At 44.1% G+C, this 25,724-nt stretch carries 21 protein-coding genes; 11 read left to right on the top strand and 10 right to left on the bottom strand.

Translation table 11 applies throughout. From position 1 onward, the window contains the following. Positions 1-33 precede the first annotated feature (33 nt). From GKR48_RS08855 to frdA, 5 genes are all read right to left on the bottom strand, one after another. On the bottom strand, positions 34-282 hold the full coding sequence (locus GKR48_RS08855) for a hypothetical protein (RefSeq protein WP_195848234.1): 249 nt from the start codon (positions 280-282) through the stop codon (positions 34-36). A 169-nt stretch (positions 283-451) separates the two neighbouring features. Then, positions 452-805 carry a fumarate reductase subunit FrdD gene (frdD, locus tag GKR48_RS08850; RefSeq protein WP_006659009.1) on the bottom strand — a complete coding sequence of 118 codons (354 nt, stop codon included), beginning with the start codon at positions 803-805 and terminating at the stop codon, positions 452-454. Between the two features lie 15 nt (positions 806-820). Next, positions 821-1,216, bottom strand: a complete 396-nt coding sequence (frdC, locus tag GKR48_RS08845) for a fumarate reductase subunit FrdC (RefSeq protein WP_006659010.1) — start codon at positions 1,214-1,216, stop codon at positions 821-823. A gap of 14 nt (positions 1,217-1,230) precedes the next feature. Beyond that, positions 1,231-1,965 carry a succinate dehydrogenase/fumarate reductase iron-sulfur subunit gene (locus GKR48_RS08840; protein ID WP_154627795.1) on the bottom strand — a complete coding sequence of 245 codons (735 nt, stop codon included), beginning with the start codon at positions 1,963-1,965 and terminating at the stop codon, positions 1,231-1,233. Then, positions 1,958-3,754, bottom strand: a complete 1,797-nt coding sequence (gene frdA / locus GKR48_RS08835; RefSeq protein WP_036955970.1) for a fumarate reductase (quinol) flavoprotein subunit — start codon at positions 3,752-3,754, stop codon at positions 1,958-1,960. The genes GKR48_RS08840 and frdA overlap by 8 nt, the downstream gene beginning before the upstream one ends. A 787-nt stretch (positions 3,755-4,541) precedes the next feature. On the opposite strand from frdA, the gene epmA reads away from it, so the two are divergent. The 7 genes from epmA to GKR48_RS08800 all read left to right on the top strand — a co-directional run bounded on the left by epmA (position 4,542) and on the right by GKR48_RS08800 (position 13,667). Next, on the top strand, positions 4,542-5,519 hold the full coding sequence (gene epmA / locus GKR48_RS08830) for an elongation factor P--(R)-beta-lysine ligase (protein ID WP_036955971.1): 978 nt from the start codon (positions 4,542-4,544) through the stop codon (positions 5,517-5,519). A gap of 277 nt (positions 5,520-5,796) precedes the next feature. Next, positions 5,797-8,523 carry a DUF2345 domain-containing protein gene (locus tag GKR48_RS08825; protein ID WP_154627794.1) on the top strand — a complete coding sequence of 909 codons (2,727 nt, stop codon included), beginning with the start codon at positions 5,797-5,799 and terminating at the stop codon, positions 8,521-8,523. Between the two features lie 2 nt (positions 8,524-8,525). Continuing rightward, positions 8,526-10,316 (top strand): phospholipase D-like domain-containing protein, encoded by a 1,791-nt coding sequence (locus tag GKR48_RS08820; protein WP_154627793.1) that lies wholly within the window; start codon positions 8,526-8,528, stop codon positions 10,314-10,316. 2 nt (positions 10,317-10,318) lie between these two features. Beyond that, complete coding sequence (locus GKR48_RS08815) at positions 10,319-11,260, top strand: SEL1-like repeat protein (RefSeq protein WP_230088630.1); 942 nt, start codon at positions 10,319-10,321, stop codon at positions 11,258-11,260. Positions 11,261-11,340: 80 nt separating this feature from the next. After that, a complete protein-coding gene (locus tag GKR48_RS08810) occupies positions 11,341-12,267 on the top strand; it encodes an SEL1-like repeat protein (RefSeq protein WP_154627901.1) in 927 nt (308 codons plus the stop codon). 15 nt (positions 12,268-12,282) lie between these two features. Beyond that, entirely contained in the window at positions 12,283-12,546 is a 264-nt protein-coding gene (locus tag GKR48_RS08805) for a PAAR domain-containing protein (RefSeq protein WP_154627792.1), read from the top strand. After that, positions 12,543-13,667 (top strand): hypothetical protein, encoded by a 1,125-nt coding sequence (locus GKR48_RS08800; RefSeq protein WP_154627791.1) that lies wholly within the window; start codon positions 12,543-12,545, stop codon positions 13,665-13,667. Before GKR48_RS08805 ends, GKR48_RS08800 begins: the two co-directional genes overlap by 4 nt. A gap of 85 nt (positions 13,668-13,752) precedes the next feature. Here the strand turns inward: GKR48_RS08800 and glpQ are convergent, their stop codons facing one another. Beyond that, the gene (gene glpQ / locus GKR48_RS08795) at positions 13,753-14,826 is read right to left on the bottom strand and encodes a glycerophosphodiester phosphodiesterase (protein WP_006659015.1); all 1,074 of its coding nucleotides are present in this window, start codon (positions 14,824-14,826) and stop codon (positions 13,753-13,755) included. 215 nt (positions 14,827-15,041) lie between these two features. Continuing rightward, positions 15,042-16,391 (bottom strand): glycerol-3-phosphate transporter, encoded by a 1,350-nt coding sequence (gene glpT, locus GKR48_RS08790; RefSeq protein WP_036955981.1) that lies wholly within the window; start codon positions 16,389-16,391, stop codon positions 15,042-15,044. A 434-nt stretch (positions 16,392-16,825) separates the two neighbouring features. On the opposite strand from glpT, the gene glpA reads away from it, so the two are divergent. From glpA to glpC, 3 genes are read left to right on the top strand one after another with little or no spacing between them, the layout of a single operon-like run. Next, entirely contained in the window at positions 16,826-18,481 is a 1,656-nt protein-coding gene (glpA, locus tag GKR48_RS08785; protein WP_154627790.1) for an anaerobic glycerol-3-phosphate dehydrogenase subunit A, read from the top strand. Next, a complete protein-coding gene (gene glpB, locus GKR48_RS08780) occupies positions 18,471-19,766 on the top strand; it encodes a glycerol-3-phosphate dehydrogenase subunit GlpB (RefSeq protein ID WP_154627789.1) in 1,296 nt (431 codons plus the stop codon). Before glpA ends, glpB begins: the two co-directional genes overlap by 11 nt. Further along, positions 19,763-20,959 (top strand): anaerobic glycerol-3-phosphate dehydrogenase subunit GlpC, encoded by a 1,197-nt coding sequence (glpC, locus tag GKR48_RS08775; protein ID WP_006659019.1) that lies wholly within the window; start codon positions 19,763-19,765, stop codon positions 20,957-20,959. The genes glpB and glpC overlap by 4 nt, the downstream gene beginning before the upstream one ends. Positions 20,960-21,052: 93 nt before the next feature. Here the strand turns inward: glpC and GKR48_RS08770 are convergent, their stop codons facing one another. Beyond that, complete coding sequence (locus GKR48_RS08770) at positions 21,053-21,721, bottom strand: 7-cyano-7-deazaguanine/7-aminomethyl-7-deazaguanine transporter (RefSeq protein WP_154627788.1); 669 nt, start codon at positions 21,719-21,721, stop codon at positions 21,053-21,055. 161 nt (positions 21,722-21,882) lie between these two features. Here GKR48_RS08770 and tusA point away from each other — a divergent pair, with 161 nt between their 5' ends. Continuing rightward, on the top strand, positions 21,883-22,137 hold the full coding sequence (gene tusA / locus GKR48_RS08765) for a sulfurtransferase TusA (protein ID WP_154627787.1): 255 nt from the start codon (positions 21,883-21,885) through the stop codon (positions 22,135-22,137). Positions 22,138-22,201: 64 nt separating this feature from the next. Here tusA and GKR48_RS08760 read toward each other — a convergent pair whose 3' ends face one another. Both GKR48_RS08760 and GKR48_RS08755 read right to left on the bottom strand, forming a co-directional pair. Next, complete coding sequence (locus tag GKR48_RS08760; RefSeq protein ID WP_154627786.1) at positions 22,202-23,104, bottom strand: Rpn family recombination-promoting nuclease/putative transposase; 903 nt, start codon at positions 23,102-23,104, stop codon at positions 22,202-22,204. Positions 23,105-23,302: 198 nt separating this feature from the next. After that, on the bottom strand, positions 23,303-25,645 hold the full coding sequence (locus GKR48_RS08755; RefSeq protein WP_154627785.1) for a zinc/cadmium/mercury/lead-transporting ATPase: 2,343 nt from the start codon (positions 25,643-25,645) through the stop codon (positions 23,303-23,305). Positions 25,646-25,724: the final 79 nt, after the last annotated feature.

Below are 25,724 nucleotides of genomic sequence, written 5' to 3'. Positions count from 1 at the left end.
TTAACCCCATAGTCAATCTATGGGGTAATTTTTTTAGCCCAGTAATTTTAAAAAACGCCCATACAGCAATTCACTCAAATTGCTTTGGTTGTATTCACTGGTTGTGGCGAGGTTATCCACTGCCGCATGCATTGAATGATAGATCATCGTGGCGATAAGCTCAGACGGTGCTGCATGCCAAGCTTGCTGCTGCTCACCGAGAAATAAAATCTGTTTAATTTGCTCAACGGTACGTTGTTCGTGGCTGTTAGTATGCCAGTGATATTCGTCGTGAAATAGCATGTCGTGGAGGGGCTGTTTCTCAACATGTGGTGAGGGCGATAAAACAACAGTAATAACATTATTGTTCTGTTTACCCTCGCTGGTGGTAGAATTTGAAAGCCAAAAAAATACCTCATCACGCAGTGCATTGATGAGGTATTTATTAGCAATTGATATTATTAATCAGCAATTACAGAGTGAATACACCGATGATTGCGATAACGCTAATGATTGCTGAGCTGCCGTAGAACACCCATTTTGTTGCTGGAACGTGCACTTTAAAATCGTGCAGGGTGTGGTGAATACGGTGCATACCACACCATACTGGCAGAATAATCATCAGTAATAAGAAAATGCGTCCAATAAAGCTTTGGCTAAATGCCATGATGCGCTCATAGCTCAGCATTTCTGGTGCAACACCTAATGGGATTAAAATACCCAGTAAGAGAATGATTGCAGGGCCAATAACGGCGCTCCACATACCACCTGCACCAAATAATCCCCAGAAAATCGGCTCATCGGAACGTTTAGGCGTTAGATTCATCAGATTCTCCTTCGATTAAAATAGTAATGCGATTGCTAAAATAGCCGCGGTCACGACTATAGTGAGTGCCCAGAAGCCTTTCACGATTGGCTCATCTGGCAGTTTCTTATCTTTAACAATGATAGCGACAGCTTTTGGCGCCAGTTTGAACCACGTTGTGGTATGCAGCAGCGTCGCAGCCAGTGTCACAATGTTAATGATCAGAATGATTGGGTTACTTAAGAACCCAACAAAGCCCGCCCAGGATTCAGGTCCATTTTTCAGAGCAAATACGCCGTACAGGACTAAAATACTGAACCAAACCTGAAGCACGGAAGTACTTTCACGCATGATGTAAAAGCGGTAGAAACCCAGCTTTTGCCACCAGTCGCCTTTCATTTCCCTGACATAGGGTTTACGTTTAGTTGTCATGACTTCAATTCTCCTTATCGTGGCTTCAGCATGGCGATAACAAAGTCTTGCGCACTCGCAACTTTACCTTGTTGGATAGCCGCCGCCGGGTCGACATGCTTAGGACAGACTTCAGAGCAGTAACCTACAAACGTACAGCTCCATACACCGTTGTCACCATTTAATAATGGCATACGCTCTTTCGCGCCGTGGTCACGGTTATCGAGGTTGTAGCGCTCTGCTAAGGTGATTGCCGCAGGGCCTAAGAACTCAGGGTTCAGACCAAACTGTGGACACGCTGCATAGCACAGACCGCAGTTAATACAGCCAGAGAACTGATGATATTTCTCCATCTGAGCTGGAGTTTGCTTATTCGGACCGTCAGAAGGTTTGCGATCATTACCAATAATGTAAGGTTTGATAGCTTCTAAACGCTCGATAAAGCTTGTCATATCAACAATAAGGTCACGCTCGATAGGGAAGTTACCCAGTGGCTCAATTTTAATTCCTTGCGGATAGTCACGCAGGAATGTTTTACAAGCCAGTTTAGGAACATTGTCCACCATCATGCCGCAAGAGCCGCAGATAGCCATACGGCAAGACCAACGATAAGACAGGTCTGGCGCGAGGTTATCTTTGATGTAGCCCAAAGCATCTAACAAAGAGGTTTGCTCGTCATAAGGGACATCATAAGTCACTAAATGGGGTTCATTGTCTGTTTCTGGGTTGAAACGCATGATCTCCATTTTTAAGTGTTTCATATCATCCATTAGCTTGCTCCTTATTCGCCTTATCTTGAGCTGCCCCTTCAGCACCATACACACGTTTCGCTGGTTGTGATTTAGTGATTTTCACATCAGAGTACTCAAGGCGTGGTGCACCTTCTGGGTTATAGAACGCCAGAGTATGTTTCAGGAAGTTGACGTCATCACGCTCAGTGCAGCCTTCGTCAAGACGTTGGTGCGCACCGCGAGACTCTTTACGGTTAATCGCAGAGTGAGCCATACATTCCGCCACGTCTAAGCCGAAGCCTAATTCGATGGTGTACAGTAAGTCAGTGTTGAAGACGCTGCTATGGTCAGTGATTTCAACATGCTTGAAGCGCTCTTTCAGCTCTGCCAGTTTATCAACAGTTTTCTGCATTAATTCCGGTGTACGGTAGATACCGCAACCTTCTTCCATCGAAATACCCATTTCATCGCGGATTTTCGACCAGCTCTCTTTACCTTTTTGGTTCAGAAGTTTTTGCAGGTCATTTTCGATGTCACGAGTACGAGCTTCGATAGCGCTTGCATTTGCAGGGGTAGCTTCAGCAGCATGACGTGCCGCTTCTTCACCCGCTAAGCGACCGAATACCACTAATTCTGCCAGTGAGTTAGAACCTAAACGGTTTGCGCCGTGTAAGCCAACAGATGAACATTCACCGACAGCAAATAGGCCTTTAATACGAGTTTCTGTGCGTTGATCCGTTTCGATACCACCCATGGTGTAGTGAGCCGTTGGACGAACAGGAATTGGTTCGTTTACTGGGTCAACACCTACGTAAGCTTTTGCTAGCTCACAGATAAATGGTAGACGCTCATGCAGTTTTTCAGCACCTAAGTGGCGTAAGTCGAGGTACACAACATCACCACGGTGAGTGCTGATAGTGCGACCTGCGCGCCATTCGTGCCAGAATGCTTGTGAAACTTTGTCACGAGGACCCAGTTCCATATATTTGTTTTCTGGTTTGCCGAGCGGTGTTTCAGGGCCCATACCGTAGTCTTGCAGATAGCGATAGCCATCTTTGTTGACCAAGATACCGCCTTCACCACGGCAACCTTCAGTCATCAGAATACCGGAGCCTGGCAGACCTGTTGGGTGATACTGAACGAATTCCATATCACGCAGTGGTACGCCATGGCGCAGCGCCATACCCATACCATCACCCGTTACAATGCCGCCGTTGGTGTTATAACGGTAAACACGACCTGCACCACCTGTTGCCATAACGATAGCATTAGCACGAATTTGAACTTTCGTACCTTCCATCATGTTCAGAGCAACCAGACCACGCGCCTGACCTTCGTCCACAATGATGTCGAGAACAAAGTGCTCGTCGAAACGTTGGATTTGAGGATATTTTAATGATGTTTGGAACAGGGTATGCAGCATGTGGAAGCCAGTCTTATCGGCTGCGAACCAAGTACGTTCAATTTTCATTCCCCCGAAACGGCGAACGTTAACTGAACCATCTGGTTTACGGCTCCAAGGGCATCCCCATTGTTCCAGTTGGGTCATTTCTGTTGGGCAGTGTTCGACGAAATAATCGACGACATCTTGCTCACACAGCCAGTCACCACCAGAAACGGTATCATTAAAATGATAGTCATAGGAATCATGGGCTTGAGTAACTGCGGCTGATCCCCCCTCTGCGGCCACGGTGTGGCTACGCATTGGGTAAACTTTTGAGACCAGAGCAATCTTGATATTGGGATTTGCTTCAGCAGCAGCAATTGCTGCACGTAAGCCTGCGCCCCCGGCCCCGATAATCGCTAAATCGGCATTGAAGGTTTGCACTGCGCTTCTCCATTGTTCAAGTGTAAAGTGTTAAATTAATAAATTCTTTTAAATACTTTTAGTGCTTAGCTATTTCAGTTTCGGTTTGCCTTTAGGCAAATCTGCAAAGAATCTTTTTTTTAATCGTAAATATATAATAGCTAATAACGACTTATTATGTTGGGAATTATAACGAATAGTGGCAGGGATAAATTTGATATAGAAAGGTGTTTTGGGTGATATTACCCCTAAAGTGTGATCTGCGTCTTCTTTTTGTAAATTGTTTTTGGGTGTGAAGACATTGTAGAGAAACTGGAAATAATAAAAAGGAATTTCAAATAATTATCATTAAATTTAACGGAATTTCTAGCATTTAAAACCAACTAAAATCGTCAGGTTTTTCTTTTTAACAGTGGATAATCTGGTGTTCCTTGAGGAAATTCTAGAATCATATCGAAGATAAAATTGCGAAAGAGTTCACTGTTTAGAAAGTCGCTTAATTATTAATGCTAAAAAACAGATTTAAATTGTATCAATAAGGTGAGCGGTGAAGTTTGGTTTTAACATATGTATCACAAGCGATAAGAAAAAATCATGTTTTTGTTTTTTTTTAATCAAATGTTAAAAGTTAATAATAAAGCTTTTTTGCCTAATCGTATAAAGCAGGAGATAATCACGTCATCTTTTCTCGCCTTGAATCATATCCCCTATCGATACTCAGATAGCGCATAATATCCACAATATTCCATTGTGTGTTAAGGGGGAGGTGAGTACACTGCACGACTAAGTTTATTTTGGAGTTATTTTAATGAGTGAAGTAGCGAATTGGCTGCCTACAGCCCCCATCGCTAACCTGTTACAGCGCGCAAAAATTGTTGCGGAAATCAGACGTTTTTTCGCTGATCGCTGTGTACTTGAGGTAGACACACCCGCAATGAGTCAGGCGACAGTGACTGACATTCATCTTGTTCCATTTGAGACACGCTTTGTGGGACCCGGTGCTGCTCAGGGCATCAATTTATATTTAATGACCAGCCCTGAATACCATATGAAGCGCTTATTGGCTGCGGGAAGTGGGCCTATCTATCAAATGTGCCGCAGTTTCCGTAATGAAGAAGCGGGGAGACACCATAACCCTGAATTTACGATGCTGGAATGGTACCGCCCACACTTTGATATGTATCGCTTAATCAATGAAGTGGATGACCTTCTGCAACAAGTGCTGGAATGCGAAAGTGCTGAGCTACTCTCTTATCAGCAAGCATTTTTACGCCACTTAGATATTGACCCGCTCTCTGCGGAAAAAAGCGAACTACGCGAAGTGGCAGCCCGCTTAGATTTAAGCAATGTGGCGGATAACGAAGAAGACCGCGATACCTTATTACAGCTACTGTTTACCATGGGCGTGGAGCCACACATTGGTAAAGAGAAGCCTGCAGTGGTTTATCACTTCCCAGCAACGCAAGCGTCATTAGCGGTAATTAGCACAGAAGATCACCGTGTGGCAGAGCGTTTTGAAGTCTATTTTAAAGGCATGGAGCTGGCGAATGGCTTCCATGAACTGACTGATGTGGGCGAACAGCGCCAACGTTTTGAGCAAGATAACCGCAAGCGTGCTGCAATGGGTTTACCCGTTCAACCGATTGATGAAAACTTGCTTGCAGCGCTTGAGCATGGTTTACCGGCATGTTCCGGAGTGGCTGTTGGTGTTGATCGCTTAATCATGTTGGCACTGAATGCTGAACGAATTAGTGATGTGATTGCGTTCCCAGTGACGATTGCTTAGTACTCAGTTTTTATCCCATTAAAAAGCACCTTGAACGTTGATCATGTATTGACGAAGGTGCTTTTTCTTTCCTATCTATTCCTACCACAAACGGATTAATGGCTTTCGGATAATTCTTCTATAAGTCCCATTCTTGAAAATTATGGTTGATTTCAAGTTCATTTGCTGGTCTTCTGTTTGACTTAAGCCAAATAAAATGAGTTTGGGTTGGTGACCTTTCTGCCTTTGCTTCTATGACAGGTTGCTATGGAATAAGCAGAAATGGAATGTAGATAGAATGAGCTTAGAGGATATTGCTTTAAAAATAGTCACCCGTCATAACCGTTATCAACTGGCAATCCAAGGCTGTGATGCATTATTAGATGTGGAATCCTTCATTGGACGAGAAGCCATTAGTGAAACCTATCGTTATCAAATAACGTTCACCTCCCCAGCCCAAAACCTACAAGCTCAACAGTTTCTTCGCCGTACCGCTCATTTTACCTTTTCATCTCCCACTATTCCGCTGGCGGCATTAGATTCACTGAGAGAACCACAAAAGCGAATTCATGGGGTCGTCACACATTTTAAGCGGCTGTCCGGTTCGGCGGATGAAGCCCAATACCAAATTGTGATTGAGCCGTTTGTCTCATTGCTACGCCATCAGATGCGTTCCCATCGCTTTTTCCTCAATAAATCTGTACCGGAAGTGGTTGAGCTTATTTTGCGTGAACACAAAATTCAGGGCTGGGAGTTTGAGTTTCACCTGCAACGGCAATACCCTAAACGGGAGCAAATCAACCAAATCAATGAGAGTGATTGGCAGTTTATTGAACGCCTGTTAAGTGAAGTGGGGATTTTCTATTCGTTCAGTTTGCAGCCGGATACCAAAACCGAAGTCATTCATTTTGGGGATAGCCAGCGTGCCTATGTGTATGATTTACACCTGCCAATCAATAGCCCTTCAGGCATGAATGACAATGGCGTTGAAAGCGTGTGGGGGCTATCGCTACGTCATCAAGTGGTGGAACGCAGTGTCACCACCAAAGATTACAATCACCGCCAAGCGATGCAAACCTTGCTATCCATTGAAACGGATATGACTCGCACAGATGGGGACGATATAAATTATGGCGACGTTTACCACTACAAAGCCCGTCATCTTGAGCGCGGTGAAAAGTACCAACCTGCAACAGAAACCGCCCATTTTTGGTCACGGCTAGACCATGAACGCTTTCTCGCACGTCAAACACTGCTGCGAGGAAAAAGTAATTCACCACGCTTGACGCCGTTGATGATTTTTAAAGTCATCGATAGCCAGTTGCCGTCCACCTTACCAACGGATTTTCAATCCGAAATCTTAATCACGCGATTACGATTTTCAGGCAGTCGCAGCAGCGCGTTAGTGATTCAGTTTGATGCGGCGCCGTACACTGAGGCACTGTGTTGGCGACCTGTTCTAAAGCCTCGCCCTGTGATTGCAGGCACATTAATGGCGCGCATCACTAGTGCCAAATCCCATGATATTTACGCCCACCAAAATGAGCACGGTTTCTATTGGGTGAAATTCGATGCAGACCGTGATGAAAAACCGACGGGGTATGAAAGCATGCCTGTGAGGCTGGCAAAACCCTATGCAGGTGATACCTACGGAATACACTTCCCGTTAATTCAAGGAACGGAAGTAGCGATTGCCTTCCATGAAGGCGACCCGGATAGACCGTATATCGCCCATGCCTTGCATGACTCCCATCGCACAGACCATGTGACGGATAAAAACAATACTCGCAACGTGATTCGTACTCCGGCCAATAATAAGCTTCGTATGGAAGACAAGCGCGGGGAAGAGCACATCAAGCTCAGCACTGAATACGGCGGTAAATCCCAACTGAATTTAGGGCATTTGGTTAACCAAGGACGTGAAAAACGCGGTGACGGTTTTGAACTGCGTACCGACAGTTGGGGGGCAATACGTGCAGGGAAAGGGCTGTTTATCAGTACCGATTTACGCACAAAAGCATCTTCAGAACAACTGGATATACGCGAAGCTAAGCAGCAATTAGATGATGCGCTGAATTTGGTGAGTTCTTTACGGGAGGCTGCCGAAGTCGCAAAAGCCGAACTGGCCGATTTAAACGCCCAACAAACGTTATTGACCCAATCGATTTATGAACTGCAACAAGCGGCAATATTACTCAGTGCGCCTGCGGGCATCGCATTAACCTCACCCAAAACCGTGCAGGCTAACAGCGGTGAAAGCATTACCCTGACGGCGAATAAACAGGCCGATATCTCAGTCGGTAAAAAAATCACCTTAGCGGCGGGTAAGGCAATCAGCCTGTTTGCTCACACAATGGGCATTAAAGCCTTTGCGGCAAAAGGCAAGGTGGAAATCCAAGCACAAAGTGACGAAATGCACCTGACCTCACTCAAGGACATGACGGTCACCAGTACCGGCGGTAAAACGGTCGTTGCCGCTAAAGACGAGCTATTGCTGACCTGTGGTGGCGCCTATATTCGCTTAAAAGGCGGGCAAATTGAGTACGGCAGCCCCAATAATCAAACGGTGAAAGCCACAAACTGGGTGGTTGAAGGCGCTGCCTCGATGGATGTCACCCATCCACAATTTCCACAGTCGATGCCAAAACAAACCTTGCGTTTTCAACTGAGTTCGTCGCCGCAAAGTCCAATGAAGGCACGCGCTTTTGAACCCTATGCCTTATATGGTAACGGAACTCTACTTGCAAAAGGATTCACTGATGAAAATGGCAATATTCAAATTGAACATGATGTTTCGGTAGAAAAATACCGCGTTGAACTGATGGACGGTGAAAAATTCACCATCAATCTTTTAAAAGCAGACTCAGAAAATACTCAAGATGATAAAGTTTCAAGAGAGGGATTTCGTGCTCTCAAACCAATGCCAAGTATGGAAGGCAAAAAACTTTCAGGTATGACACATAGAGATGTTTTCAAAAAGTTATTGATGTCTGAAGCACTGAAAGATAATCAAGAGGAAGAATAGTCATGAGCGATGTAACGGAACAAACCATCAACCTCGTGTTAGGTGAAAATAACAGTGCAATATTGACACCGCAATGGTTCATCAGTGGTAAGTATGCACCTGTTGCTGCAGGCTTTGCTCCTTTAATTAATGGTGAACGTACTTTTGCCACAATAGCTAAAGCGATTCAACAGGCACAAAAAAGTATTGATATTATTACATGGGGATTTCAATCATCTATGTATTTTATTCGGGGGAGTAAAGACGAAGCAAAAAGAGTGGGAGACCTACTTGTTGAAGCTGCTGATCGCGGTGTTAAGGTACGTATATTAGTTTGGTATACATTAGGGGGAGATAGCCAAGACCCCAATTTCCCTGGGTGGAAAGCGAGACCTAAAAACTTTGGTTATGGAAATTATGCTGTTTCTACACCCGTTGTCTACAGTGCTTCCGGTAACCGTTTACCATATCAAAGACCTGAAGATTATGAATACGATTGTCAGTGGCATTGGGAAATTTCAATCAAGAAAAGAGGAAAAGGGAATATCCTTGTCAGACATCGAGAATTAAATTGGACCAATGATGTTCAAGAAGCGACTGAACGACAAACAAGCCATCACGTAAAAGAATATGGCGATATTGGTTATGTTCAAGGGCGGCTACTTGCTTTATACCCAACTCACCATCAAAAAGTGATTCTGATTGATTATGAAGTGCCAGATGATGCTGTCGGATTTGTCATGGGACACAATTCCCTCTCCACCTATTGGGATAAGGATTCTCATTCTGAACACCAGTTTTCAGCAGCTATTGGGCGAGATGCTGATACTGCATGGCAAGATAACTCATCATGTGTTTGTGGTGCCGTTTTGGCGCATATCAATCACAATTTTGTCGAAGCATGGGAAAAAAATGTTGGGGAAGATGCTGAACTGAGTCGACGGTCATCTTTTACCGAGGAAGACCATAAACTCACCCAACAGCGAATGGATAAAATTAATAGTAGGTTGATTAATTCACTCACTATAGATGGAATGATCCCACTAAAAAAAGTGATGGCTCAAATTTGTCGTACTCAGCCTCAATATAAGGAGTTTGATGTTTTACGCTTATATAAGCATACGTTAGTGAGAGCAAGAAAATATATTTATATTGAAAATCAATATTTTCGCTATCCTCCTTTCGTTAAGCTATTGCAAGAAGCTATCAATGAGCGAGTTAAAGAAGGCTATGACATAGAACAAAATCCACTCCACCTCTTTGTTGTCACTAATAGTTCTAATGATGCAGCGATTCATTCCGGAAGTTATCAAACATATAAAATGATTGAAGCGTTACAACGCCCAGATATGGTGCCGAATTATCATCGTAAAGAGCATAAGTTGGGCGAGGAAGAACCAATAACCGCAGGCTCAATTCCTGGAATAAAATCGCATATTTGCACATTGGTTTCACCTGATTCAACAACACCGCATTGGAAATCTGTTTATGTTCATAGCAAAGTGCTAATGATTGATGACACCTTTATGACACTGGGATCTAGTAATGTGAATTTACGCAGTATGTTATTTGATAGTGAGTTTAATATTGCCATTCAAGATACGGATGTGACGAATATTATTCCGCCTATTCGCCAGCATCTATGGAAAATACATACAAAACGGGCTAGTGATGATTTTAAAAAAGAATTTAAACATTGGAAAGAAATCATTAATAGAAATAAAGAGCTTAGAAATAGTGAAATACCAGCCACACCTTCTGCATCGTTAATTGAATTTTTTGATGGAAATAAAAAATGGGATAACAAGGACTAACTATGGAATTTAAAAAAATACTTTTAAGTTTAATGGTGATTTTTTTTCCATGGTTGGCAGGATGTGAACAAAAGGAAGTAAATAAAATGAATGATACCTTAAAAAATTTTCAATTTACCTGTGTACAAGAAAAAGACAGTTTTCCACCATTAGATCCCGAAGCTGATTCTTTGTTTAAAGAAGCACGTCGCTTAGAAATTAAAAAGGGTCCTAAAGATTTTGGTCATATTGCTGCATTGTATCGTCAAGCGGCTGAAAAAAAACATTACAATGCTATAGGTAACTTACAGAATATGATAGCAACAGGCCAAGCTGAACCTATGATGGGTAAAAAACGTTCTGAAGAGGTGATTGATTTAGTCGAGCAACTGATGCAAATGGATATTCCCTTTGGTTATTACATTATGGGTACTTATCTTCAAAGGGGTTACGGAGTAAAACAAGACTCAGATGCAGCAATGCGTTATTTTTTAAAAGCTGCCGTAATGGGGAATCCAGAAGGACAACTTGCCATTTCGGAGCAATTTCTTAATGCAAGAACTCCGTTGTATCGTTTGGACTTAGGTAGGCAACTACTCGATTGTGCGGCTAAACAAGGCAATACAGATGCAGCTTATTCCCTTGCTATGAATTATGAAGTTCGTGATAAAAATTATAGTCAGGCGCTGAAATACTATCAATTAGCTATCCGATATGGTAGCGATCAATCAGCTTATAAGTTATCTGAAAGTTTTAACACATCAGACCCCAAGAATGAAATATACTATATGGAACAAAATGTTGATCCTGAAAGGGTTCATCGTTATAAATTGATAGAAGAAGAACTTTTACTTGATCCTAGAGCCAAGTTCCCCGATATCGATAAAATCGTTCCTCTTCCACCTGCTGAACTCCCTGAATGGGATGGTACGTTTGAATATAAAAAACAGGCGGAGGGGCAATAACCAAAATGAATCTCTCCTTTTTATTTAATCATCAATCCGTTGCTCGCGGCATCTTTAAATACAGCGTATTGATTTGTAGCATGTTGATGCTGAGTGCTTGCAATCCGATGGATAAAAAAGAAGAGCCGCCGGCTCAAAAAACAGAACCTGATTTAACGTTCAGCTGTGTCTATGAAAAAGACACCTTGCCCCCCGTTGATCCTGAAGCCGATATTTGGTTCAAGCAGGCGCGAGAACTTGAAAAGGTCAATAAATCTCAACGGGATTATGCTCAAATTGGTGTGCTATATCGTAAAGCAGCCGAGCGAAATCACCCCAAAGCCATGTTGAATCTCAGTAACTTAATTAGTTATGGCAAAGTGCCTCCGATTGAAGGTAAAGGTCCTGCTCAAGAGGTGTGGGATATTCTCCAAAAAATGGCGAAATTGAACATCAGCTATGGTTATTACCAAATGGGACACTATCTTGATACAGGCTATGGAGTTATAGCAGACCGCACCAAAGCGTTAGCCTATTTTCGCCAAGCAGCGGATTTAGGTAGCCCCGAAGCTCAATATGTCATTGGCGATATATTTGTTTCCCAGCGTTTATCGGACAGAGATAACCCAGCCTATCGACCCGAAATAGGAAAAAAGATGTTGGACTGTGCAGCTAAACAAGGTAGTGGAGAGGCTGCATATAGGCTAGCGGGCTATTTATTGAACGTAGAAGAAAATATAGGTGCTATGTTACAATATGATCAAATATCAGTTAGAAACGGTTATAGACCTGCAGCCTCAACATTAGAAAAAGCTTTCAAGCCTAATGTAAAAGAAAGTTCTCCTTATTACCTACCAGTGAAGGCAGACCCAGAACGCTCAGCCCGTTATGAATCAATAGTCAACGAAATGGATGCTTCTGATGAAACAGCTAAATTCCCCGATATTGATAAAATAGTTCCCCTCCCACCTGCCGAACTCCCTGAATGGGATGGCACGTTTGAGTATAAAAAACAACAGGATAACTAATAAAAGGATCTTAATATGCGCGCACTGGTTCGTTTAGGTGACAAAACTACTCATGGCGGTGAAGTGATTACTGCATCTGGCTCTGTTATGTATGGTAAACCCATCGCTTTAGTGGGCGACAAAGTGGATTGCCCAAAAAAAGGGCACGGCGTTAATGTCATTTTACCCGGTTCAACGCGCATTTTAATATCCGGTCGCCAAGCGGCATTGAATGGCTTTCAAACCGAATGTGGCTGTACCCTCATTGCGAGCCTTTCCTCGTCAGGTGAACAGTCATGATGAGCTGGAGAGTGCCATCATTAGAACATCCTCCAGCCCCTAAAGCACCTCGTTGGATGCTTTGGTTTTTGATTATGTTGATTGTAGGTGCTCTTGGATTTGGGCTGAGCCTATATTTATCCACCAATGAAATACTATCACCAACTACCAGTAACACCATGCTGATGATTGTATTCGTTATTTGCCCCGCGCTGTTGGTGGGTTTTATTCGATTTTTTATCTACTCAATCGTAGCTTATCGCCATCAACTTTTTACCAATATGTTAGATGATGCTCGCAGAGAATGGCGTTATTGGGCAGGCAAGCACCTTGGAATATTAGCGCATGCTCGATTAACTCAAGCCGATGAAGTGATGCCGGAAGGCATTGCATTATCTTCATTGCCACCCAATAAAGATAATGTATTGGCGCTAAGCTCTTTAAAATCGCGTTCGTCATGGGAAAAGCAAGAAATAGTGGTGCAAAAATTACTCGCCCCCATTGCTGAGTATTACCATCAACATTCTCTCTCCCAGCCTATTACCCTATATTGGCAAGCTGAAGATAATGAATCTAATTGGCAGGAACTGATTAAACAGGAAGCCACCCGTTTGTCATTGACGTTGGAATCTGTTGAGATATTGCCCTCCGAGTCGTTCAGTCAATGGTTATTAACATTGTATGAAAATGCCTTTGAACCCAAGTTATACGCCATTTTGGCGTTTCAGTTAGATTCGACCGCGAGTGAAGAAGCTGCCAGTGTGTTATTTGCACCTCAAGGGTTTTATGAGAGTTTACGAGCGCCAGTTCAAGCGAAACTTTTGCGCCCGATATCTACAGATAAAGAATCTTTCGCTGATGCACTGAAAACACAGTGTGAATTTCAGTATTCAGGGGAACAACTGAATAAACTTTGGCACAGTGGTGTAAGTGAAAATGCTAAACGAAAATGCATCGAGAGCTATGCACAACAGAAAGTAGCTAATTTATCAGAGCATTTTTATGATATTGATGCCCTTTTAGGAAAAGGCGGTGTGGCTCGTCATGTGGTGGCGCTGTCATTGGCGTGTGAATATCCACATCCCAGCCTTATTGCTCAGCAAAATGAAGCACAACTTTTATTGCAGCAAATTCAGGCTTAAAGTCTAAATAAGAGAGTCGTTATTCTGATTGAAAAGACTCTCTCGAGTCATTGACGTGCAATTGACTCGAAAGAGTGAGGGAGAGTTACTTCTGTTTTTGCTGCTCTAAAAACTTAACCCCTAAATCTGGGAAGTCAGTGAAGGCACCATCAACGTCCGCTTGGTTATAAATAATGTCATATAACTGCTGACCATCTTTCGCGTACTTAGGCAGTTTGTCCACACGGATAGTAAATGGATGCACCGCCATATGGTTAGCGTGAGCTTCTTTTACCATACCGTTTACTTTGATGTTCGTTGGTGTGGAATCTTCGCTAATGAGCATATGGTAGTCAGGGCCGATACCGTCTGCGTAGGTTGCAATCTCTTTCATCGCACCCGGCTTCATCATCCAATCATAGTTATAGTTCACCCAAGTACCGTCTGGCTTCTGCTCTTGAGTCTCTTCCCAATCGGTGTAAGCAATCAGTTGGATCAGTTTTAAATCCATCCCCATTTCTGGCATCAGTTTCGTTTTGATGCGTTTTAAGTCAATCGGGTCGAAAGATTGCAGATAAACGTTAGAATCTTTGTTGGTATAGCCATACTCTTTCAGGACTTCTAAGGTTTTCTTGGTGATATCCTTGCCTTCTTGTTGATGGAACCAAGGGGCTTTAATTTCAGGGTAGATACCGATATTTTTACCCGTAGATTTGTTCAAACCTTGAATAAATTCAATCTCTTCTTGGAACGTGTGGACACGGAAATCGGATTTACCCATTGGGAAACGATTTGGATAGCTTTGGACTTTTTTACCATCAACAATATCAAAACCTTCCGTGAATTTCAGAGACTTAATTTCTGGCAGCGTAAAGTCGATGGCGTAGTAGCGACCATCTTTACGTGCGCGATTTGGAAACTTATCCGCTACGTCAGTGACGCGATCCAGATAATGGTCATGAAGAACAACCAGCTCATTATCTTTGGTCATCACTAAATCTTGTTCGAGGAAATCCGCGCCTTGTGCATACGCCATCGCTTTCGCTGGAAGGGTATGTTCAGGTAAATAACCACTTGCACCACGATGGGCAATCACCACTTTACCTGCCGTTTCGGCAGCAGCAGAGACTGACATCACTAAGACCATACTTGCGACTAATGTTTTTAATTGAAAATTCATCAGTAAATCTCCTTGGTGCTCATTGTTTGTAGGTAAAAAATTTGTAGGTAAAAAGCTTTATGGGTAAACAGTTTTTTAGGTAAATAAATTTATAAATAAAGACTTTTACAGATAAAAAATGGTGCCGATAACAAATTTTGAGTAAAAAAATGGGCTATATCCTTTTCTTGATATAACCCATCAATCTAGCGAATCAACTCAACATAAGCGGTGGCTTATTGGTTTTTAGCGAGTTCGCGTTTATGTTTACTTTCGCTCAGCATAACGATGAACAGTAAAACAACGGCCAGTGCAGAACCACCGATCATCACAGCAAAACCGCCGTTCCAACCGAAGTAGTCCACGGTATAACCGACGATAGCACTTGCGGCAACAGAACCACCAAGATAACCGAATAAACCGGTGAAGCCTGCGGCGGTACCTGCTGCTTTCTTAGGTGCAAGCTCAAGAGCGTGCAGACCAATCAGCATGACAGGGCCATAGATTAAGAAACCGATAATCAACATACATGCCATATCAACGCCTGGGTTACCCGCTGGGTTCATCCAGAAGACGATAGTTGCAATAGTCACTAAGGTCATGAAGAACACGCCTGTCGCGCCACGGTTACCACGGAAGACTTTATCCGACATCCAACCGCACAGCAGTGTTCCTGGAATACCCGCATATTCATACAGGAAGTAAGCCCATGAAGATTTATCCATTGTGAAGTGTTTAACTTCGCGCAGGTAAGTTGGTGACCAGTCCAGAACACCGTAACGCAGTAAGTATACGAACACGTTAGCGATAGCGATCATCCACAGAAGTTTGTTAGGGAATACATACTTCATGAAGATAGCTTTAGCGGTTAATTCTTCTTCATCAGAGGCTTTATAGTCTGTTGGATAGTCGTTTTTGTACTCTTCAATTGGTGGCAGACCACAAGATTGCGGAGTATCACGCATTAATGCGAAGGCAATCATAGCCACTAAAATAGCGGCGAATGCTGGCATATACAGCGCAGCTTTCCAGTCGTTAAACCATGCCATACCTAACAGGAACAGTAATGGAGGCAGGCCACCACCGACGTTATGCGCACAGTTCCAAACGGAGACGATACCGCCACGTTCTTTTTGTGACCACCAGTGAACCATAGTACGTCCACAAGGAGGCCAACCCATGCCTTGGAACCAACCACATAAGAATAACAACACGAACATAATCATGATGCTAGACGTTGCCCATGGTACGAAGCCCATGAATATCATGACAAGTGAAGCGAGGATCAAACCTGCTGGTAAGAAGTACCGAGGGTTAGCACGGTCGGAAAATGAGCCCATGATAAATTTGGAGAAACCATAGGCGATTGAAATCCCAGATAAGGCGAAACCAAGGTCACCTTTAGAGAAACCTTGTTCAACGAGATAAGGCATTGCGAGGGCGAAGTTCTTTCTAACTAAGTAGTATGCTGCGTAACCGAAGAAAATCCCCAGGAAAATCTGCCAACGTAATTTACGATAGACGGGATCTATCTTATCCGCTGGCAGCCTCTCGATATGAGCGGCGGGTTTAAACATGCGTAACATAAAGCCTCCGATGGCATGTCAGTAGTTATATGCTCTTCATTTCACCTATGTTGTGAAGTTGTTGAGCGTTTATTATGGGAGAAGTAACCAAAACGAAAACAATCGAGTTTCTTTAAGTGCTTTTATTTTCTAATTGCGCTAAATCTTAATCGTTAAAAAACATTTTATCTGTAGTCTAACGCACAATTATTGATTTTGTTTATCTGGCTGCATAGTTAATGCGATTTGTGAATGGAATGGAACTAAAATTGTGAATTATTTTGTGAGGGTTATCACGCTTCCGCGCTTTGATGTACCTAATTTGTACTTTTGACTTTCGTTTTTGTTCCTTATCAAACATTGAGCGCTTTTTTGAGCTTATATTAACTATAGACTATAAAAATAGAAACTATACTTATCGAATAGTGAAGATTGATTAACGTGAGGAATGCGACATGAATGGCTCATCTGTGACTGAAACGGATGTCATCATTATCGGTGGTGGCGCAACAGGTGCAGGTGTCGCTCGTGACTGCGCTCGCCGTGGATTAAAAGCAGTTTTGCTAGAACGGCATGATATTGCGACAGGTGCAACAGGGCGTAACCATGGCTTGCTACACAGTGGCGCTCGTTATGCTGTGACCGACAGTGAATCGGCAAGAGAGTGTATAGAAGAAAACAAAATTCTTAAGCGTATTGCCCATCATTGTGTTGAAAAAACCGATGGACTCTTTATTACCCTACCTGAAGATAGCCTCGAATATCAGCAGCAATTTATCACCGCTTGCCAATCCGCTGGCATTGATGCTCAAGCGATTGATCCCGCGGAAGCTATTCGCTTAGAGCCTTCAGTTAACCCGCGTTTAATTGGTGCGGTTCGCGTGCCTGATGGTACTGTCGATCCATTCCGCTTAACCGCTGCCAATATGCTCGATGCGCGCGAACATGGCGCTAAAGTACTGACTTATCATGAAGTGATTGGTTTGATCCGCCAAGGGGATAAAGTCCGCGGTGTGACGGTTTATGATCATCAAGCTAAGCGTCAATATGATATTCATTCGCAAATCGTGGTGAATGCGGGCGGAATTTGGGGACAAAAAATTGCCGAATACGCGGATCTGAAAATCAAAATGTTCCCAGCGAAAGGCGCATTACTTATTTTAGGTCACCGTCTTAACAACATGGTGATCAACCGTTGCCGTAAACCAGCGGATGCGGACATTCTGGTTCCGGGAGATACCATTTCTCTGATTGGTACTACGTCAACGCATATCGAATATGACCAAATCGATAATATGTATGTGACACCAGAAGAAGTGGATATTTTGATCCGCGAAGGTTCTATGTTATCCCCTGCGTTAGCGACAACGCGCATTTTACGCGCATATGCGGGTGTTCGCCCATTAGTGGCGAGTGATGATGACCCTTCTGGCCGTAACGTAAGCCGCGGTATTGTGTTACTCGACCACGCAAAACGCGATGGTTTAGACGGTTTCATTACCATTACGGGCGGCAAGTTAATGACTTATCGCTTAATGGCGGAATGGGCGACCAACAAAGTTTGTGAAAAATTGGGTGTTACAACCCCATGCACGACGGCGGAAGAGCCACTACCAGGATCTCAACACAGCGCAGAAGAAGCGTTGCGTAATGTGGTCTCTATCCCAGCACCTATTCGCGGCTCTGCGGTTTATCGTCATGGTGATAGGGCGTCTGCGATCCTCAGTGCTAACCGTTTAGATAAAAGCTTGGTGTGTGAGTGTGAAGCGGTGACGGCGGGGGAAGTTCGTTATGCAGTGGAATCTTTAACCGTCAACAACTTGCTCGATTTACGCCGTCGTACCCGTGTGGGTATGGGCACGTGCCAAGGTGAGCTTTGTGCTTGCCGTGCGGCTGGATTACTCAATCGTTTTAACGTCACCACACCACATGAAACCGAGCAGCAACTGGGACACTTCTTAAATGAGCGTTGGAAAGGGGTGAGACCGATTGCTTGGGGGGATGCTTTGCGTGAAAGCGAGTTCACCAGTTGGGTATATCACGGATTATGTGGCATGAATGAAAGTACATTGAGCCAGCCTGCTCAGAAGGAGGCAGAGAATGAAATATGATGCAGTAGTGATGGGCGGAGGCCTTGCCGGTCTTATCTGTGGAATTCGTCTGACTCAATCAGGGCTTTCTTGTGCCATCGTGAGTGCTGGGCAGAACGCACTGCATTTCTCGTCGGGTTCATTGGATTTATTAACACATCTTCCTGATGGTACTCAAGTTGAGCAACCGCTATCGATGTTGGAAGCGCTAAAACAACAAGCTCCGAGTCATCCGTACAGTTTGATTGGGGCAGAAAAAGTCGCTGAGCTGGCTAAATTGGCACAGACTACACTACAGCAAGCAGGGCTGCATCTGAAAGGTTCTTGCGAAGAAAACCACTACCGTATTACGCCGTTAGGTCATAAGCGGATGACCTGGCTTAGCCCTGAGTCGGTGCCAACAACAGCGCTCCATCAACCGATGGAATTAGGCAAAATTGCGGTTGTGGGCATTGAAGGTTTCCTCGATTTTCAACCGCAAATGGTGGCGGATGAGTTAGACCGTCAAGGACTCGAAGCGGAGGCGTGCTATGTTCACTTACCGTTGCTTGACCGATTAAGAGAAAACCCAAGCGAGTTCCGTGCGATTAACGTGGCGCGCTGGTTAGATAGACCTGAAAATATGGCGCAAATTGTGGAAGAAATTGCACCGTTAGTCGCCAATGCGGATGCGGTGTTTATGCCTGCGTGTATTGGTCTCGACAGTGAAGAACCGATGCTAGAGTTACAAAAACGCTTAGGTAAACCGCTATTTTTACTGCCAACATTGCCACCCTCTTTATTAGGTATTCGCCTTCATGAAATGCTATTACGCCAGTTCCGCCGTCAAGGTGGGATCATGATGCCGGGTGATAAAGTCACTTCCGTCAATTTCGTGGGATCACGTATTGAATCTGTGCAAACCCGTAACCACGGTAATATTTCATTGAAAGCTAAACATTTTGTGTTGGCGACGGGAAGTTTCTTTAATAACGGCTTGGTAGCGAAATTTGACCAAGTGTATGAACCCTTGATGCATTTGGATTTAGGCGAAATCGGCGACCGCGCCAAATGGACAAATAAAGAGTTCTTCGCATCTCAGCCATACATGGCGTTTGGTGTGCAAACTGACAGCCATTTACGCGGTAAAAAACACGGTGAGACGATTGAAAATCTGTATATCGCAGGTGCGGTCTTAAGTGGGTTTGATCCACTCACTCAAGGCTGTGGTGCAGGGGTTTCGTTGGTCACGGGCTTATATGCCGCGAATGAAATCGTGAATGAATTTGCTAAAGATAAAGCCATGCAGGCGGAGGTGGCGCAATGAGTATTCAAGATGCAAGCTTTGAAAGCTGTATAAAATGCACCGTTTGTACCACCTATTGCCCAGTGGCAAAAGCGAACCCACTGTATCCGGGACCAAAACAAGCGGGTCCTGATGGTGAGCGTTTACGCTTAAAAGATCCGATGATGTACGATGATGCATTGAAATTCTGCACCAACTGTAAGCGCTGTGAAGTGGCGTGCCCGTCTGATGTGAAGATTGGGGATATTATCGCCCGCGCTCGTAATACCTATAGCCAGCAGAAACCGAAACTGCGTGATGCGATTTTAAGCCATACAGATATCATGGGCTCCTTATCGACCCCATTTGCCCCTGTAGTGAACACTATTACGGGGTTAAAACCTGTTCGCCAAATTCTGGATAAAGCCTTGAAAATTGACCATCGTCGTGAGCTGCCGAAATATTCATTCGGGACTTTCCGTCGTTGGTACGGTAAACAAGCCGCAGAGCAGGCGAAGTTTGAAGAGCAAGTGGCATTCTTCCACGGCTGCTATGTGAACTATAACCATCCACAACTGGGTAAAGATTTAATCAAAGTTTTCAATGGGATGAATATTGGTGTTCAGCTGTTAAAACGTGAAAAATGTTGTGGTGTGGCGCTGATCGCAAACGGATTTATGAAGCAAGCGAAACGCCAAGCGAATGTGAATCTGGAGTCGCTTCAAGAGACTATTTTAGAGAAACATATTCCCGTCGTGGCGACCTCATCGACTTGTACATTTACCATTCGTGATGAATATACGCACGTACTGGACGTCGATACCTCTGAGATGCGCGATAACATTGAATTAGCGACCCGTTATATTTATCGTCTGCTGGAAGAAGGGCGCGAACTGAAACTGAAACACACTCCATTAAAAGTGGCTTATCACACGCCGTGCCATATGGAAAAAATGGGTTGGACATCCTACACCCTTGAGCTGATTAAGCGTGTACCGGGTGTAGAGCTGATTGTTTTAGATTCACAATGTTGTGGTATTGCAGGAACTTACGGGTTCAAAAAAGAGAACTACGAAGTTTCCCAAGGTATTGGAGCTGGGCTGTTCCGTCAAATTGAAGAGAGTGGCGCGGATATGGTGATCACCGACTGTGAAACCTGTAAATGGCAAATTGAAATGTCCACCAGTAAGAAATGTGAACACCCAATTTCGCTGCTGGCTCGCGCACTCGAATAATCAATGGTTGTGTTGAGCAATGTGAAAAGTCGTTAGGTATTAATCAAGTTAACCCTTTGGGAGATAAGTGATGGCTTATCTCCCTTTTTTATCTCAGTGCTGCGGGGATAATTGTTTCTTGCTGGCGGTAGCGAAGAAAGTCTTCAAAATAAAGTTCAGTAATAAACCGTAAGCTGGCAAGAAGAACAGCATACAAATTAATAACTTGAAGACGTAATCAACAAGAGCGATTTCCATCCAATTCGCTGCCATAAACGGGTCGCTGCTTTGATAAAACGCGATAAAGAAGAACGCGATGGTATCAATCAAGTTACCAAAAAACATGGCGCAGGCAGGAGCCACAAACCAACGTTTGTTTTGGCGCAGGCGGTTAAACACGTTGACATCCAAGATTTGACCGAGGACATATGCCATAAAACTTGCCGCCGCGATACGCGCAACAAACAGGTTAAATGTCATGATAGCCGCAAAACCTTGCCATTCTCCTTGGAAGAACAGAGCAGAAATCACATACGAAATTAATAATGCTGGTAGCATGACCGCAGTGATAATTCGACGAGCTAATGGCGCACCATAGATGCGAACGGTTAAGTCCGTAGCAAGGAAAATAAAGGGAAAGGTAAACGCACCCCACGTAGTATGAAACCCAAAAATATTAATGGGTAACTGCACCAAGTAGTTGCTGGATGTAATAATTAAAATATGAAATAACGATAGCCAAATTAACGCAGTGGCTTTTTGCTGCGGAGTAAACGTAAACATATTGTACCTTTTTAGTCGCAATGGGGTGAGGGAACCCATGAATAACATCCCTAAATTGGGAAGTGCGCATCATACTCTCGTTGCGCAACAAAATCAAAACTGTTCATCCACTGCGCGTGGCTTTACAATAAGCGCATTGATAACCAAGAGAATGTGGTGTTATGTCTGACTTATTTTCTAATCCAACGAAAACCCTTGATACGCTAGGGCTGCGCTGCCCTGAACCTGTGATGCTGGTACGTAAAACGGTACGTAACATGGCGGACGGTGATACTTTGTTAATTATTGCAGATGACCCTGCCACCACCCGCGATATTCCCGGTTTTTGCCGTTTTATGGAGCACGAGTTATTGGCGGTTGAGGCTGATAATGCACCGTATCGCTATTTATTGCGCAAAAAAACCAACGGTTTGTAATGACCCAATTTCTGTATGATGGATAGCCTCTTTGCTTTGTATGAGGCTTTTTTTGATAAACGATTTAATTGAGCGCTTGAATTTCACTGGCTGATAACCCAGTGAGTTTACTGATAACATCGATACTTAAACCAAGTTGTAAGCTCATCAATGCCACTTTGAGTTGATTCTTTTTTTCTCCTTTCTCTATTCCTTTCTCTATTCCTTCATTTTTTAACCGCTGTGCAATATTCATAATAGCTCCTCGATGATTTTCGGCTTGGTCGATTAATGTCTCGACAATGGATGTGTAATAAGGTGAATCCATGATGATAAATAAGTAATTCAAGATAGTGATCACGTCATCTTTGTCATTATAGTGGTTGTTTAATATTTGAACGAAGTGCTCAGTGATCCTCTGGTGGTCATTTCGTAGTTTTTTGTGCTTCATTGCGAGTTCCATCACGGCGATTTTGCGGTGACTAACTATTTCGGTATCTTCAACCACGGTGATATCCACCAACGGGAAAGGGCTGCTATACAGATCATGAGCTATCTCTGAGTGCGGTAAACATTGTGTCCATGGACCAATATACGGATAGGGAGATGTCTTTCCGTGGTAAAACAAAATGGGGACAACGAGCGGTAAAGTTTTATGCCCTTGTTGTAAGTGTTGGTTCATGGCGAGGAAAGCATAATGCATTAAGCGCCAGCTCATGAGTTTGTCTGGTGTGGATTGATGTTCCACTAATAGATAGATGTAGCTATCACCAGTTTTTGTTTGTACGGAATAGAGAACATCGGAAAACCGTGTTCTCAGTTTGCAATCAATAAAGGCTGAATTAATGAGGGTGAGCGTATCTAAATCGCACAAACATTTAATTTGCTCAGGTAAATGAAGCTCAAAGAAATCTCGGGCATTATCCTGTTTTGTCATAAAACCTTTAAAGGCGGCATCATGAGGTATTGAACTTGCATTATTAGCCATATCCACGCTCAGCAAATGTTGTCGATGACCGAGATATTACCCAATATTTTTGTGTGCGGGAGAAAAGTTAGTCCTAAATTCAGCTAGTGAATGTTTTGTGTAACTCTTTGCTGTAATTGATTATTTTAAATCTTTCACGCATAAAAAAACGCCGTAAAGATGATTTTTACGGCGTTGATATATCAAACTAACAGAAGGCTATTTTTTGACTTCGGGTAGCTTAACGCGCAGTAAGCGAACCGCGTTGGCGGTGACTAATGCCGTAGCACCAGAATCCGCTAATACGGCGACCCATAATCCAGTAATACCTAACAAACTCGTCACCAAGAAAACCGCTTTTAAGCCCAAGGCGATAGTGATGTTCTCGCGGATGATCTTCCGTGTGGCTCTGGATAATGCGACGATCTCAGGTAATCCAGTCAAACGGTTATGGGTTAAAGCGGCATCTGCAGTTTCTAAAGCAACGTCGGTACCGCCACCCATTGCGACACCAATACTTGACGCTTTCATAGCTGGGGCATCATTAATACCGTCACCCACCATCATGGTGTTGTGATCGCGATTAAGCTCCATCACGGCGGTCACTTTATCTTCTGGCAATAATCCAGCACGGAATTCCATACCCAACTGATTTGCAATGGCGCTGGCGGCACGCGGGTTATCCCCTGTTAGCATCACGGCATTAACATTCAGTGATTTCAACATGGCCATCGCATCAGATGCATCGCTACGTAAGGTATCTTGCAGGGCGGTTAAGCCGATAACTTGGCCATCTTCTAACGTGACGACAACCGTTTTACCTTGTGCTTCTAACGCTTCCACTTTTGCTTGCCATTGGCTGCTTAATGCTGGTTCAACCCTTGATGGCGCGCTAACTAATACTTGCTTACCGTTAAAAGAACCTTCGACCCCTTTACCCGCTAGTGCTTTACGCTCTAATGCTTCCTCAACAGTGATAGATAATTCTTCAGCTTTATTGACGATAGCTTTAGCCAGTGGATGGTGAGAGCCAACTTCAACCGATGCAGTGATACGAATTAACTCGCTTTCACTCAGTCCTTCAACAGGAACAACATCGGTGACATGCGGTTTACCTTCTGTCAGGGTGCCCGTTTTATCCAGTGCAATCGTAGTGACGGTTCCCAACTGTTCTAATGCTGCACCGCCTTTAATTAAAGCGCCACGGCGAGTGGCGGTTGCCAGTGCTGAGGTAATTGCCGCAGGGGTTGAGATAACCAACGCACAAGGGCAACCAATTAACAACAGAGTCAAACCACGGTAAATCCAAGTGTCCCAAGCTGCGCCGAAGAACATTGGCGGGATCACTATTACCAAAGCTGAAATCAGCATGATAATTGGGGTATAGATTCGGCTGAAACGGTCGATGAATCGCTCAATCGGCGCACGACGCTCTTCGGCTTCTTCAATCAGTTGCAAGATACGGTCGATAGCATTTTGGCCTTGCTCTGATACCACTTCCATTTGTACCGCTTTGTCGACGGACAAACAGCCCGCAGCCACTTTTTCCCCAGCACTGCGTTCTACAGGAACGGATTCACCCGTTAATGCGCTTTCATCAAAACTCGCAAACCCTGCAATCAGCACCGCATCGGTCGGTAATCGACCACCAGGTGCAATTTCAATGATGTCCCCAGGGCGTAACTGTGCGACAGGAACCGACGTTTTTTGTCCATCCTTGATAAGTACGGCATCTTCAGGCACTAAAGCCATGAGTGCGCTAACACCTCGGCGAGCGCGTCCCGCAGAGTAGGACTCAAGCATTTCACCCAGCATAAACAGTAAGATAACCATGGCGGCTTCTTCAGTTGCTTGGATAAAAATCGCCCCTACAGCGGCAACGGTCATCAAGGTTTCAATTGCAAATGGTGTACCGGTACGAATCAAACGTAACGATTTACGTGCGATAGGGTATAACCCAAATAACGTGGTTAGGATAAACGCCACGTTACCCAGTTGTGGGTTAACAAACTCCAATCCCCAGCTGATTGCCATTAGGATCGCTAAAATAATGACGGGTTTTGCTTCACTCAGTAAGCTTGGTGGCGGTGCTGATGCTGCACTCGCGCTTCCTACATCATGGAGCTCGTAACCCGCAGCTTCGACCGTTGAACGAACAACGGCAGTGACGTCTTTGTCAGCGTCCACGACGAGTTTTTCAGTGGCAAAGAGGACTTTGGCTTGAGCGACTTCGCGAATTTGGGAAATCGCGTTTTCGATTTTAGCCGCGCAGCTTGGGCAGTCCATCCCGCGTACAATCCAGCTAAAACGCTGTTTAGCGGTTTGGGTGGGCTCTACATCGTCATTTGCAGCGGATGTTGAACTACAGCAGCTACCATGTTGATGGGATTTTTCATCGTCATCATCATGAGCATGATTTTTGTCATTGCCATGATGATGTTCATGGGATGATGCGTCATGGCTCACCGCTTTGCTATTCTCTACAGCTGCGGATGAGCAAGTGTTTCCTGAGCAGCAAGACGTGCTGTGTGCATGGGTATCTTTATGAGAGTGTGAGTGCATAAGCGCCCCCTTTTTCTAGATGCGTTTTTAACCATGTTCTCTAATTAAGGTTAAGTCTACACTTTGGAGTAGACTCTAG

Source organism: Providencia sp. wls1943 (genome assembly GCF_009706275.1).
Taxonomy (GTDB): Bacteria; Pseudomonadota; Gammaproteobacteria; order Enterobacterales; family Enterobacteriaceae; genus Providencia; species Providencia zhijiangensis.
Note: the sequence above shows the minus strand (reverse complement) of the source record. Positions and strands in the feature narration are given on the sequence as shown.